Consider the following 13,927-nt stretch of genomic DNA (forward strand, 5'->3'; position numbering starts at 1 on the left):
TAATCTTCTATATTATCTATCTAACAAGTTAGAAATATCAATACTGCGTAATGTTCCGGATAATGGATCATCTTGATCAAAATTGTATATGATTATAGATGATTTATCTGGAGAAACTGAAAAATATATATTACCGCTAATTTTTGCTATTTCGATTGGCTCATGAGTACCCAGTTTATAAGCTTTAATCCCATCTGGGAAAGAATCAATATAATAATTATTACTTACAAATACTGCTCCCTTCCCAAAAAGCTCTGTATTATAACCAAATCGTTTGATCACCTTTTGAGGATCATTTATTTCCCTAATAACATAAGTACCTCCCTCAATTGTAATAATATATTTATTGTCATGAGAGATATAATAATAGTAAACATTAGGAATATTAATATATTCACCAGTAGCATAATTGTATTTTAAAAGGGAAAAGTTATTTTCACTTTTTATCAACATAAATAAGTTGTTCACTTTATCTTCTTTAACAGATAACAGTTCTGCTTTATTTATAGCTGTATCAATACTATTCTTTGTAGAATCAATGATTATTATATTTGAACTTTTATTCTTATTATCAATTACATTTGTAACAATATATCTGGCATTACTAGATATTCCTGCAATTTTATTTTCATCAACGTAGGACCATTGAGTATTTTCTAAAAAATCATTTATATTTATTTTTGTAGTCCTTTTAGTATTTGAATCAATTATTATAATGTCTGAGTCAGATAGAATATAAAATTTTTCGTCATTTAACTTGTTTATATAATGTACATTTGTATTAATATTTGCCTTAAAGCTATATAATTCTGATTGAGAATCATTAAGATAATTATATATGTTAATACTTCCATATTTGCTTTCAGAATTTGAGTTTTCATATTGAAATATTATTATATTATCATTCCACAAAATATCGTTGATCATAAACCTATTTATTTCTTTTTCGGACAATTCTGAACTTAGGTTAATAGGTTTTTCTATATAAATATTATTCTTTGTTTCTATACTGAGAGAAAAAATTATTATTAAAATGACAAATATCATTGGAAATATTATTGATATCCGTTTCTTCATCGAATTAATACCTCCTCAGTATGTATTTGAAGATGGGTACTGTAATAAATATTTGTACCCATCTTCAAACTTAATTTATTGAGCTGATAAATATAATAAAGTCAAATATGGACTTGCCGATGATAATGTTTCACCCGTTCCAGAATTTCCATATTCCGCTTGGCCGTTCCTTACTTCTACATGAACATGTGTGTTATTCTCACTCCCACTTATATATCTACCCTCTTGGGCAAAACTTGAAGTGAAATTGTAGATATATTGACCTTCTACAACATTAACATTTTTTAAATGCATATATATAAGCGAAACACCGGATGATCCATAAAATGGTTGATAAACTGAAACTGTAGTACCACCTAATTCAGACGCAACATTTATTACATCACCATCAATAAGGTTATAAACAGGCGCCCCTTCATAGCGTATCAAATCTATGCCTTCATGAACTTTATTAGTGCTACTACTTGATCCTTCAGTAAGTTCTCCAAAAAGATTCCCTGCATATTGCTGACTTGTCAATGATGTTACCCCAAAAAGGCGTTTGCCTATACCATATGCAACACTAACGTAATCAGATACCTCAGAAATATGGGCGGATGTTGCAACTGATGCGTATGATGTATTCATAGAATATCGTTGAAAATAAAGATAAGTGGTTGACTCATATGCACCAATATCATTTTTATTGAATTTTGTATAAAGATTAGGTGTTATATATTGTAAAGTAAAATCACCATCATTTGTCTTTAAAGATGATCGTGCATCTTTTATAATTTTTTGAATCTTAGGTATTGGCATTTTTGCTATTTCTTCAAATAAGTAATCTTCTGACATTAAATCTAAATCATCCAATGTTAAACCATTTTGTTCAAAACGCAATTTTTGTTCTTGACGTGCTTTTTCCGTTTTATCGATACTTTCCTTTACTTCTTCTTTAGTGGCTACATAAGGTACTAAGTACTCTGGCTTAACAACATTACCAAATAGAAGTATATCGCCAATTTCACGTTTTGTAATAGTGTTAAGTTCATCTTCTGTAACTCCACAAGCGCGTAAGACATCTTTTTGCATTAAACTCATGTCACTAGGATGAGTATCTCTTTCTTTTTCTATTTGTGCTGTTGTTAAGTTACTAGGATCTAAGTCCTTTGCATAAACTGGATTATTGGCATCAACAGGAACTAAAACTTATGGAAGCCTGTAGTCTGTCTGCTATTAATAATCTTTACGATAATATTGCTCATCTAATCGGAGAAGACCCCATTGATGAGTTAAATAAAGCAATCAAAGAAAGGTTTTTTCTTGTGCCTGCTCTTTTGGCATACATTCAAGGCTTTACCAATGACCTATTGCTCTGTTTGACTCACCTGGATGAAAACTCTAACAAACGGGTTTTTCAGTTGTTGATGGAGCATTTATCATCAGGACAGATTTAATCGTTCGAGATGATCCAGCGTTCTCCGATTATTGCTATCATTTTTGTACTTATGGGACTCATGGCAGCATGGAATGTTCTGCCCCCAGAATGGACAATACCTGTTCCGACTCCCAATGTCCCAAAATAGTTATTCGCAAAAGCAATAAATAAATCCTCATCCAGGGAATTAGTTCTTCATTTGCATTAAGATTATATTTTGTCTTGTCTGCTATTACAAAACCATAATTTACGATTATTATCCGTATCTACGCCATTATTAGTCTTACATGATTTCCAATAATGGCAATTGCGACATTATTCAACATCTATGATAACCGCATGAATATTTTGAATTATTCAAGGTAATTTAGATTATAACTCTCCGCAGGTTTTACAGTAACCTCGATTACATTTACACCGTACTTTTCAGCAAGAAATCTTTCTCGATAAAGGTAATAAGCAGCTTCACAAATTTTATTCATAAAGTATGCATTAAAACCACCCCCGACTATTACGCCAGCTACTGGGATTATTTCAGCCAATTTTGCTTTAGTTAATCTTTTCCCTAAAGACTGCGATACTTGTTTAATAATTTGGGTAAAAATACTTTTATCCAATTCTCTCCAAGCCTTCTTTTTTGCAACATCCTGTGCCAACTTCACTAGCTGTGCCATAGCTACTTCCTTACTTACATCACTTGGGCTTGATGAATATGCTAGAATATTAAGAATAAATAATCTCTCTTGTTGAGAAGAAGCATTAAAGCCATAATAGGTTGCATATTCCCCAATTGCTCGTAGACTTAAAGTAAGTAATGCGATTACATCTCCAGGAATAGCTAAGATCGCAGTAGCTGAACCTCCAGGACCTCCTATAACTTCACTAGCTGATACTGCAGCCCCAGCTACTGTTCCTTCTAATACGGCAAGGGCTTTGTACTTGGCTGCCAAAAATCCGATAGTATTATCTACTTTACTTAAATCTTCATTAAAAATATCTTTATGGCATTGTATATTATTACATCCATTCTTACGATATTCTTCAAAAATTGCTTCTGATCTTACACTCCATTGGGCAAAATCATTTAAAAGTGAAATTGTTCCTCCGACAGACTTATTAATTACTGTCTCAATCCCCGGAATATTGTTAACTTGTTGACCGACCTTTTCAATAGGCCAATTAATAACTTCCATTACCTTATCAGACCATGTTCTTTTAGGATTCTTCCAAGCATGAATTTCTTTTATTGCTTGGTTTTCGTACTTTGAAGGGTTTATAGTTTCACTTCTTTCCATTATCTTTTCTCCTGGTAATACTTCTATTTTTAGTTCTCTAATTCATCCAACCTTGGACACATGTCATGAAGACGGTCATATTCACGCTATTGTGCCGGAAAATAGTGAAGAATCTTTTGACACGTCGATATCCATTGCCAGAATGAAACTTGCAAAGATGAGGAAAAGTGACTCCTCGAAAGGCTTCGGACGCTTACGTTAGCTGATTCAAAGCGGGCAAAAAGGACTCTACGGATAATAGTTGTTTTTGCTATTATTTTTGCACTTATGGGTCTTATGGCAGCTTGGAATGTTCTGCCCCCAGAATGGGAAATACCTGTTCCGACTCAGAAAGTGCCATAATAATATTCGAGGCAATAATATTATTTTTTCAGTTATTTACAAACTCGATAAGGTGTCCAGATGCCGTTTAAATGCTGTGTGGATAATCGCGTTATGACGTCCGGATGCCTCTGGAATGCCTGTCCAGATACGTAGAAATACGCAGATTATCCCATAAGTTCATGTCTAATTATTACTTATAACATATTACCTCCGTAAAATAACCCGATAGCCCATTGTTTTCACCACGCTCAATAAAACCTGCTACTTTAATCAGGTCAATGGGTTTTATGAACACTTTAGCCATAATCCCATTCGATAATGGATTATACACATTTATTTGCTGCGGGACCGGAAGCCCGTTCATTGCCGGATATAGTATAGTCGCAGATTGATTTCCAACTCCGCTAACGGCATACACCGCAAGTTGATAAAGCATATCACGCGGAAGATTTCTATCCCACAAATCACGGTATTTTGAATCAAGGAGTTGCTCTACCAAACCGTTTTTAAGTAAAGCAAAATCTGGGCGGGGCGTCGGTGAGCGCTTTCCTTTTGGATTACGTTTAGGTTCATAAGCAAAAAACATTCCAAGGCGGTATTGGTCAACTACTGAATACTCATCTCCCAGGTTTTTTAACAGCTTTGATACCAGCGCTTCAAAGAATAAATTCATATCAAAAAAATAACCCGGCAAAGAAATTTGCTCTGCCCAATCCTCAATCTGAGCACACTGCGATTCATATAAGATGTTGATCAATTCCAAAGACGGTTCATACATATCAGTCAAACGTGATATGGACCTTTGTGCCATTATTAACACTGACTTATTTAGTTTAATATATTCTGTAAACGCAGATAGCTGATCACATAGACGCATAACATTATGACGCAGATTATTATCTGATGCGAGATTGCCAGCAAGCCTTAAACCTGCAAGAAGGACTTGATTCAACTGTGTATTTTCATTTCTTTCATAATACTTACAAGGCAAGGTAGCTGTTATTATCCCACCACGATTAGCAATATGGCTTATATCAATTCGTCCTTTTACACAGGCTAATTCTTTTTCGAACCCTGTATAACCTTTTATCAATCCGCGGTTAAATAGATCTTCCGCATAAGAATATAGCGTGTAAATTAAAAGATCAAAAAAATTCAGATGATCTATTTTGAAGCCAGCATAGTGAAGCAATTTTAGGTTTCGAATGCCATAAGTATACTGTAATAGAGTAATTAACGGCATCCCGTGCAATTTAGGGATAATCTGAATATGAAGATTTCCTAATGATACACGCCCTACATAAGAATTGCTTTTTATTAGGATACCACTTCTCATTTCAAGGATTTCCAGAATGCCGCTTTCCGCTAGCTTTTGCGCAACTTTACGATCAATATCATCTTTAAAGAACACACCATCTAATAACTGCTCCGACCATTCCGTTAATTTTATGAGGTTTGTAGAGTTCATTGCTCTTCTTCCTCTGACTGATTGATGTCATTGATCTCAACATCATTTTTATCATCCTGCTCTTCACTTAAACGAATTTCTGGGCAGGGTTTCAATAGTGCGTTAACAAGCTCATTAAATTCACCTTCACACAGGGAGTATTGTAAAGATTGATTCTTTATGTCTACAAAGTCCGAATCCAAAATTGTCAGCATACGCTCATAGTCGCCATAACAATACTCTTCGACTAAAGGAAGAATATCCTCCGCAATAATTTGACGGAAACGGATTTGGGAAGTAATCGGTTTTTCATTCTCCAAAAAGTAAGAATGACCGATCTGTAAATTACGGGCGTCTTTGCCAATATGTTGGCAGATTCTTTGGTTAAGACGTTTGAGCCATTCAGCAATCGGTAAGGCGTCAAAATTTACTCCTTCAAGCAGGCTATAATCCGGCATCAGTTCATAAAACCCGAAACGCCTACGGAGCGCAGTATCTAACAGGGCTATCGATCTGTCGGCTGTATTCATGGTACCGACGATATAAACATTGCCAGGCACAGAAAAGGATAGACCAGACACGGGAAGGTATAGCTCTTTGCCTCGTTTTCCGGATTCTATCAGCATGATAAGTTCACCAAATATGCGTGAAATGTCTCCACGATTGATTTCATCGATGATCAAGAAAAAAGATTTCTCAGGTGCTAAAATAGCGTCGGAGCATAGCTTTTTGAATATACCGTCTCGGAGTTCAAACAGGGTCTGTCCACTTTCGGCCCGGGGTTTTATCCCTTCGATAAAGTCCTCATACCCGTATGAAGCATGGAAACAACAAATTCGAACGTATCCGCTCATTTGGCTATCGCCTAAAATAACACTTTTTTCTTCTGGAGTAAGAGCCTTCCACGATTTTTTAAATACACTTCGCGCTGCCAATTCCTGCGCTGTTTTCTCGGCATGATATGTTTTACCTGTGCCAGGAGGGCCATACAAAATGATTTGCTTTTTACGTTCTAAGATACTTTCGATTTTCTTCATGACGCCTTCCAGTGGCAGGAGCAGTTTTTCCACTGAAGTTGATATTGCCTCTTTCTTTGGCTCAGTAACTCCTTTTGATAACAATTCCCGTATTTTCAGTATGTTATCTGTATTTTTAAATGGGTATACTGTTGTCTGAAGACCTTCTTTATCCTCCGGCAAATGGGTATCTCCAATATATATCCATTCCACTGCTCTTACATGTGGAAATTCCAGTCCTTCATGATATTCGTATCCGCCTGCGACCCGCCCAATCCCTAGCGTCTTCTTACCATCTCCAGCCACGACGATGTCATTTTCTTTAATCGTCTTCAAAAACCTAATGATCTCATTTGCCTCACGAGAGACAGTCTGAGGTGGATTTGGATGGTAATGTTCAATTGCATTTTTTAAAAAATTCCGCAATTCGTTATCTTCTGTCCCATACTGAGTTAAATTGCCAAGTTCCGGCCATCCAATGGAAATATAACTATTATCCAGCATGAGAGGCCACATACTTGTTTTCCCTCTCGTACCGATCCGGTAATAACTAACTGGCGATCCATACATACGAACCATTGCTCTCATAACATGGGAAGTAGGTTTATTAATTTCGCCGATAATCTTCATAAGCTGCCCCGTTAAAACATAAAGCTGCTCAGATTCTGGTTTTTGTCCATAGCATAAAAGGGAATGCTTTTGCCATCCGGTTGTGTGGAAAGCATCAATAAGATTTGGAAACAGCATATGATAATATTTATGTATCCATCCATAGCCACCGATTTTAATATCCTCATCCGAATCGAGACTCTGTTGTAAAGCCATGTAATCTACGAGATCAGGATTTTCGAACTTAGAAATGACTTCAGCGCCTCGAACTATAGCATCACGAATCTTTCTGCCTTTTTCAATTGCTTGATCAAGTGATAGGATAACTTGTTTCTGAGGGCTTCCGGTCATCCAATTATTATCGCTTTTCCGTTTATACATAATGTACTTCAAGGAACTTCCTCCTGCGATACTGCCATAATGCCTTGTATCCATCATTTCATCATTTTTAAATTCAAGCCAGTATGCAAGCCCGTCATGATTCATCACATTGAAGATTGTTTCAATCAATTCTTCGCCATCAATACTTTTTAAAACATCAGGTCCAAAACGTTTGCGAAACATCATATACTCCTGATTGATCTGGGATACCGGCTTTATCACGCCTTTTTCAAGCAGCCGATCGCATTCCGCTATGATAGCCTCATTATTGAAAAAATAAAAAAAGAAAAACATCCGGACACGCCTCCAGCAATGCAGGATTTTCATTATTAGGTCGTTAGAATTCCTGCAATTATTCAATTCTCGTTTTACAAGGTAATTTTATCAGAAAAACTAAATTGTTCAGATATTTGTCCACTTGAACTGAAACATTGAACAATTCTATTTGAACTTTAAAACCTTACGGATAATCTATATTATTGATTTTTTGCATAAACGGGACTCATCTCTGCTTGGTATGTACCTCCAGAGTAGGAAATACCTGTTCTGACTCCAAATATACCGAAATAATCTATAAAGGTTACTCGTTTTAGTCCTTTAACAATATAATTCTTTTACATTGACACCACAACCAAACTATAAAACGAGTCTTAATTATACTGTCTTTTCCAAAAAAATGACTCCCACGTTTAGATAATCGAGTGAATTAACTATATGTTCTTTATCACTCTTTGTTATAGAGTTACCAGTGATAGCTAAGCAAACGTAGATTTTCCATTTGTTTGGTTCTATTCCCTTTCCAGGGCAAACCTCAATATATTCTAACGCTCTTCGGAGAGCTGTTTCCCATTTTAGAACGGTTCCCTCGCCAACAACAATGTAAGTGTTAATTTCTGTTCTATATAGATGAATAGATGAAGATTTTACAGTTTTTCGCTCTATTAAATATACTTCCTTTGATTCTTGTTTAATTAACTCAGTCTTAATGTCTCCAGAAAGAAGTGTGTGAATTTTATCCTTAGCATATCTATTTAATATGCTATCTTTTACGTAAGTGCGTATACGTTGTTGATTCATATATTCCTTCAACACACCACCGACTTCAGGATCAAGTGCAAGGTTACTAATAAAATTACCATTTTCATTTCTACCTTTATTCAAATAATCATATGCGTCGGCCTTTTCATAAACGATATAACGTATATCGTCCACCACGTTTCGAGGCAATTTAATTTTATCAGCCATTACAGTCCCTCCGGAAATGTTAGCTTTTCGTTATCGTCGTATTCGCCAATATCCGCCACATCTATTAGCCACTCACTAACAAATTCTTGAGCGTGAAGATCATTAAAAGAAACCATGCCATTTTTTAAATAGAGGACCTCATAATCTTCACCTTTTCTCTTCCCATCGTTATTCATTTGTATGATATCAGCCATGCGTCTGATATCAGATACAAAGTCAAGCACAATAACTTTGTCTTTGCCTGGAGATAATCTTAAACCTCTACCCAATTGCTGTACAAAAATTCGTCTTGAATGAGTTGCTCTTAAAAAAACAAGTATGTTAACATCAGGTATGTCAATGCCTTCGTTAAGGAGATCGACAGCGGTTACAGCGTTATATCTCCCGGTTGTAAACGCAAGGAGCATTTTTCGTCTTTCAACCTTTGTTTGTCCTGACAATGCAACACATGAAATACCGCTTACCCCCAACATTGATGCAAAACGTCTGGCGTGATTTATCGAAGGTGAAAAAATCGCTATTTTTGGTTTGGAGAGATTTAAGCACGCTTTTTTTATCTCACTAATAATCGCTTCGTCTCGTTGTGGAATAAAAAGTTTTTTATTCAGATCCCGAATAGACAATCGTTTTTTTGATAAGGAAGGCACTAAGTCCCAATTAATATTGTCACAAAATAATCGATAGTCTACCTGCGATAAATAACCCATGGCCATGCCATCAATCAAAGACACTTGGGCGATTGGGTTTCCAAAGACTTCATTGAGAGATTTACCATCCCCTCTCCAAGGGGTGGCCGTCATACCAATTAAAAAACGAGAATTAAGGTGATTTATGCACGTTCTGAAACCCGCCGCCATGGCATGATGTGCTTCATCCACAATAACAACATCAAACGAGCTTGGATCAACTCCTCCAAGGTAACCATAAAAGCTCTGATATAATCCAAAATTAATTCCATCAGTAATTAAAGGGGGCGCTCCCTCAATAAAAACGTGTGTGGGAACTTCCTTTGATAATTCCGCCCAAAAGCTTTGTTCCAGTTGCAACGCCAAGTCTTGCGCGTGACACAACACTAAAAATCTGCGCGAACCGTTTTCCCAAAGGTATCTAGCAATTCTAGCCGCTATAACGGTTTTCCCCAATCCGGTCGCTACGATATAATAAGCTCTTTTCTCTCCATTGTTATAAACTTGAATGGCTTTATCCACTATCTCACTTTGATATCCACGCAATTCTTTTACAGATGCTGGATAGTCGGGAAGCTGATTTATTAGTGATTGTAGGAACTGTCCATTCCAAAGTCTAACATCAAATCCTTCTGTTTTTAACGCTGATTGTCTTTTTTTCGTTGATTTGCGAAATTCTCCATTGGTAGCAACCACAGCGATATTGGAGTTATACAACGACATTGCGTGAATCACTTCATTAACAGCGGATACTCCAACATAATTTCCTCTAATAACCGCTTTTACTTGAACAACCCAAGTTTTTGGGTGACCATCAACGTCACGAACGCCAATTATATCCGCGCCCTTGTCCCCACTACCGCCAATAACAGAAACATTACTCCAACCAGCAAGTATCATTAAGCGAGCCACAACTCGCTCCAGCGCATGCCAATCTGTTCCTGTCATTATAGCATCAGTGAGAAATGTCATACATTTATTTCCTCCAATAGGAAGTCAATGCTTAACGAATATCTGTAAAGCTCGTTTTTACTGAGTTTTACACTTCTTTCCCCAAGTATAACGGCGGCGTCTTTTAAAAAGGATATAATTCGTTCACGTGCCTCGTCCATCAATCTTTCACGGGCTTTAGACTCAAGGTTTGGTCCAACCAGGTTGGCATAAAGGGCCTTGAAAACTTTACCATCAAAAACTTCCTCTGGAAATTTGTTTATTATCCTTATTAATGTTTTTACCGGAACAAATTCCAAAGCGTCGATTCCATCAGATGTTTTCATATTGAACGCATGAATAAGATCTCCATTGGAAAGCATTGCTTGCACAGTATCTTCTGTTTCGCCAGCTGATTCTTGAACACAAGATAAAACCTCGGTGTATCTATTGGACAAATTTACTTTAAGCTTTTCTCTTAACAATTGGAAAAATTCTTCCGCTCGCTCTTTCAGAGTAACCTTGTCTATTTTCGCTTCTCTCATTTTCTCCATTGACAATTGAGAAAACACTGACAAGAGATCCCCGCCACCGTCTCTAACCATGAACTTTTGCGCCAAATATATTAGTAACAAGCTTTTGGGGGAATTAGGATACTGAGATAGAAGCTGATGTTTCATATTATAAAAATAATCACACTCCACGCCCTCAGAGAAGAACGCGCAAGGAGACGTAATACCATTAATATAAATTTCACCCGTGATTATTTCTCTCGCTCTAATTGTAAAGGGAGGCTTTGAGGCGTAAGTATATTGGCCCGATAGAGACACTATTTCTTTTGAGCGTAACAACAAATTATCACAAGTGGAGTTGTCTGAGTGCTCCGCACCTCTCATAGTGGAAAAAGTGGATGGTGCGGCGGGCGGCACCACTGGTGCTGTAGTAGCAACTTGATTTGTCGGCAGATATTGTGATGGATCATCAGAAGGCTCGTCTCCTGTGTCGACATCAGCGGCATCTTCACCGCCCATGGTCGCGTTCGCACGGTCAGCCTCGATAACAGCTTGCCACCACTTCTCGTCATCTTGATACTCAGGATCGTTTCTGAGAAATCTATTTAAAAAATCTCTCGCGACATTACGTTCAAGAGCCAAATTCTTTGTACCTTTTTCTGTTCGTCTGTAAGCGTTGGCAAGCAAACCAATCGGGGACGTGTTTGGTCCATCAAACCCCATGCTTTTTCTTTGTTTTGGAAGAATGGGACCAATTCCTCGCAACGCATCTACTGTTTGCTGCCAGGTAGTGTCCGTTCTGTCAAAATCGTTTTTCTGATAAGAGGGAATAAGGTAATCCACATGAACTTCACCAACAATTCTTCCACCAACCGTGGTTCCCAATTCAACTGGATATTCTAAAGTAGACGTTCCGGTTAATGGGTTTTCATATGTGAAAAAAAGCTTATTTGAAATCAGAATTTTTCTCCCATTCCTTATAAAGTCGATTCCAAAATCATTGGTGTCAAAGTATCTTTGTATTCCCACCCAGCCTTTTAATCTTTTCTGTCTCTCGATGATATTTACGGGTAAAGCTTTGCTATGTTCAAGATCATATCTTAAAAAATCTTCCTCGTTAGCTGACAAATATCTATTTTTCTCCAAATCAAACAATGCGCTTCCCAACACTCGATCAATCTGCTGTACCGCTTCAATCTTTTTCCCATCACGCATAACAAACCTGGATGCTGCCCAAACGCAATGGCGCTTTGGCGTCAGCCTTTTACCTTGAACAAATATGCTAATGTCATTTCTACTGAGCAAGGGTGTGTAGATATTTTCCAATTGTTTTCGAATTTGTGTCTCATTTTGTCTTATGTTTAAGTATGTATCGTTTTTCAAATTGGAAATTTCAATTTTAGTGCCGTGTTCCTCTATAGAGTCTTTTTGTTTAACGATTACTGGGGCAGCAAATCCACCCTGATTAATCAAGTTGCTAAAATCTATTTCAATACCTATCCATTCGCTATCTCCAGCGCGCGTCGAGAGAATCGTTGTTTTATCACCCAAACGGGCTGTGGAAATATTAAAACCCATTCCAAACAGCCCAAGGTTTTTTGTTGGGTCATTGCTTGAATACCCGGCCTTGACAGCGTTTGTAAGCTGGTCAATTTCCATACCGTAAGCGTTATCAATTATTTCTATCATCCGCGCTGACTCTCCAACCACATCGGAAGACCACCGAACAATAATTTTTTTATCCTCAAAATTCAGTCCAGATCTTTCAGCTTCGATGAAAGCGTCAATGGAATTGTCTACCATCTCGGCGAAACACTGCCAAGGTAAAAAAGGTATCTCACCCAATACCCTAAGTACCCTGGGTGTTGGAGCTATGTCAACAAAGTTTGAGCGCATTTTGATCCTCCTCTGCAACAGTATTCTTAAGATATTGAGCAACAACTCTTCCCACAAAGTGTGCCAAGATCGGGGGGACGGCGTTGCCTATCTGCATTATGTTTGTGGTTTTGGAATGCTTAAAAACAAAATTATCCGGAAAAGTTTGAATTCTTGCGCATTCCCTTACAGTCAACCTTCTGTCCAATTGGTAATGAAAATGCACTCTAGACTTTGCGTTGGCTCTAATCGTGTAAGCTGGCGCATCGGCCCGATTAGCTTCATCGCCTTGACCATTGCCTTTTTTCGCCTTGTTGGCTTTAAAATATTCGTTCTGATTAGGTATACTATCATCAGTAATATCTATTAAATCACCTATCGCCCACTCTATGGAGTGTATTTGATTAGTTGGTGTTGGCTCAATGGGGAACCCATCAAGGTCATTTCTTACACCAACAAAAATTAGGCGTACTCTACCTTGGGGCACGCCATATTCTTTAGCTTGCATTGTCCAAACTTCAAAGTGATATCCCGCATTGGTAAAATCATCTAGAATCGTTTGAAGGACACTTCCACTATTCATTTTTGCTAAATTGGGAACATTTTCACCAATGACCATCATGGGTTTATGGCAATTCATATATTTTATCATAGCTTTGTAAAGCTGCCCTCTCTCTGTTTCCAAGCCACCCTGGGGACCGCATGAAGAAAAATCCTGGCAGGGGAATCCTCCTATCAAGACATCTGCCGCTGGCATGCTTGCCGGATCGGCATCGGATAAATTACGTACTTCCGCATGATTTCCAACATTTTCATGATAGGTATCAATACATTTTTCATCGTTGTCATAAGCGGCTAAAATTTTAAAAGGAAGTTTCTCATATTGGTAACCTTTATAATTAAATCCGCCTAAGATTCCCAAATCCAAACCCCCACATCCACAAAAGTATGAGACTACGGAAAACTGTGGACCTATCTGAATTTTACTTATATTATCAACTTTTTTTGCATTCTTGTGTTTAGTCATTCATCGCACTCCTATTTATTTATGAAATTACTCAGTTTTTCGCAGAGACTGCCATAGTTTTTTACTTTAATCTCGCATTCCCATAT

Annotated in this window: 10 protein-coding genes; 1 reads left to right on the forward strand and 9 read right to left on the reverse strand. The window is 37.3% G+C overall.

Translation table 11 applies throughout. The features are described 5' to 3' along the window. Positions 1-12: 12 nt before the first annotated feature. Both LPY66_RS13685 and LPY66_RS13690 read right to left on the reverse strand, forming a co-directional pair. Positions 13-1,077 (reverse strand): hypothetical protein, encoded by a 1,065-nt coding sequence (locus tag LPY66_RS13685; RefSeq protein WP_337984881.1) that lies wholly within the window; start codon positions 1,075-1,077, stop codon positions 13-15. A 75-nt stretch (positions 1,078-1,152) separates the two neighbouring features. Continuing rightward, entirely contained in the window at positions 1,153-2,157 is a 1,005-nt protein-coding gene (locus LPY66_RS13690; RefSeq protein ID WP_337984882.1) for a M23 family metallopeptidase, read from the reverse strand. Positions 2,158-2,225: 68 nt separating this feature from the next. Here LPY66_RS13690 and LPY66_RS13695 point away from each other — a divergent pair, with 68 nt between their 5' ends. Beyond that, positions 2,226-2,513, forward strand: a complete 288-nt coding sequence (locus tag LPY66_RS13695; protein WP_337984883.1) for a hypothetical protein — start codon at positions 2,226-2,228, stop codon at positions 2,511-2,513. 334 nt (positions 2,514-2,847) lie between these two features. Here the strand turns inward: LPY66_RS13695 and LPY66_RS13700 are convergent, their stop codons facing one another. The 7 genes from LPY66_RS13700 to LPY66_RS13730 all read right to left on the reverse strand — a co-directional run bounded on the left by LPY66_RS13700 (position 2,848) and on the right by LPY66_RS13730 (position 13,841). After that, entirely contained in the window at positions 2,848-3,789 is a 942-nt protein-coding gene (locus tag LPY66_RS13700; RefSeq protein ID WP_337984884.1) for an EcsC family protein, read from the reverse strand. A gap of 514 nt (positions 3,790-4,303) precedes the next feature. After that, complete coding sequence (locus LPY66_RS13705; RefSeq protein ID WP_337984885.1) at positions 4,304-5,581, reverse strand: McrC family protein; 1,278 nt, start codon at positions 5,579-5,581, stop codon at positions 4,304-4,306. Continuing rightward, positions 5,578-7,752, reverse strand: coding sequence for an AAA family ATPase (locus tag LPY66_RS13710; protein WP_337984886.1), 2,175 nt, complete (start codon positions 7,750-7,752; stop codon positions 5,578-5,580). The genes LPY66_RS13705 and LPY66_RS13710 overlap by 4 nt, the downstream gene beginning before the upstream one ends. Before the next feature lie 468 nt (positions 7,753-8,220). Further along, entirely contained in the window at positions 8,221-8,811 is a 591-nt protein-coding gene (locus LPY66_RS13715) for a hypothetical protein (protein WP_337984887.1), read from the reverse strand. Beyond that, positions 8,811-10,469, reverse strand: coding sequence for a DEAD/DEAH box helicase family protein (locus LPY66_RS13720; RefSeq protein WP_337984888.1), 1,659 nt, complete (start codon positions 10,467-10,469; stop codon positions 8,811-8,813). Before LPY66_RS13720 ends, LPY66_RS13715 begins: the two co-directional genes overlap by 1 nt. Then, a complete protein-coding gene (locus tag LPY66_RS13725; RefSeq protein ID WP_337984889.1) occupies positions 10,466-12,835 on the reverse strand; it encodes an ATP-binding protein in 2,370 nt (789 codons plus the stop codon). The genes LPY66_RS13720 and LPY66_RS13725 overlap by 4 nt, the downstream gene beginning before the upstream one ends. Further along, positions 12,816-13,841 (reverse strand): DNA cytosine methyltransferase, encoded by a 1,026-nt coding sequence (locus LPY66_RS13730; protein ID WP_337984890.1) that lies wholly within the window; start codon positions 13,839-13,841, stop codon positions 12,816-12,818. The genes LPY66_RS13725 and LPY66_RS13730 overlap by 20 nt, the downstream gene beginning before the upstream one ends. Between the last annotated feature and the right edge of the window lie 86 nt (positions 13,842-13,927).

This window comes from Dehalobacter sp. DCM (genome assembly GCF_024972775.1).
In the GTDB taxonomy this organism is placed as follows: Bacteria; Bacillota; Desulfitobacteriia; order Desulfitobacteriales; family Syntrophobotulaceae; genus Dehalobacter.

What these genes read in the sequence shown, in the direction of transcription:
- LPY66_RS13685 (WP_337984881.1), bottom strand. Translation starts at nt 1,077, where the DNA reads ATGAAGAAACGGATATCAATAATATTTCCAATGATATTTGTCATTTTA.
- LPY66_RS13690 (WP_337984882.1), bottom strand. Translation starts at nt 2,157, where the DNA reads ATGAGTTTAATGCAAAAAGATGTCTTACGCGCTTGTGGAGTTACAGAA.
- LPY66_RS13700 (WP_337984884.1), bottom strand. Translation starts at nt 3,789, where the DNA reads ATGGAAAGAAGTGAAACTATAAACCCTTCAAAGTACGAAAACCAAGCA.
- LPY66_RS13705 (WP_337984885.1), bottom strand. Translation starts at nt 5,581, where the DNA reads ATGAACTCTACAAACCTCATAAAATTAACGGAATGGTCGGAGCAGTTA.
- LPY66_RS13710 (WP_337984886.1), bottom strand. Translation starts at nt 7,752, where the DNA reads ATGATGTTTCGCAAACGTTTTGGACCTGATGTTTTAAAAAGTATTGAT.
- LPY66_RS13715 (WP_337984887.1), bottom strand. Translation starts at nt 8,811, where the DNA reads ATGGCTGATAAAATTAAATTGCCTCGAAACGTGGTGGACGATATACGT.
- LPY66_RS13720 (WP_337984888.1), bottom strand. Translation starts at nt 10,469, where the DNA reads ATGACATTTCTCACTGATGCTATAATGACAGGAACAGATTGGCATGCG.
- LPY66_RS13725 (WP_337984889.1), bottom strand. Translation starts at nt 12,835, where the DNA reads ATGCGCTCAAACTTTGTTGACATAGCTCCAACACCCAGGGTACTTAGG.
- LPY66_RS13730 (WP_337984890.1), bottom strand. Translation starts at nt 13,841, where the DNA reads ATGACTAAACACAAGAATGCAAAAAAAGTTGATAATATAAGTAAAATT.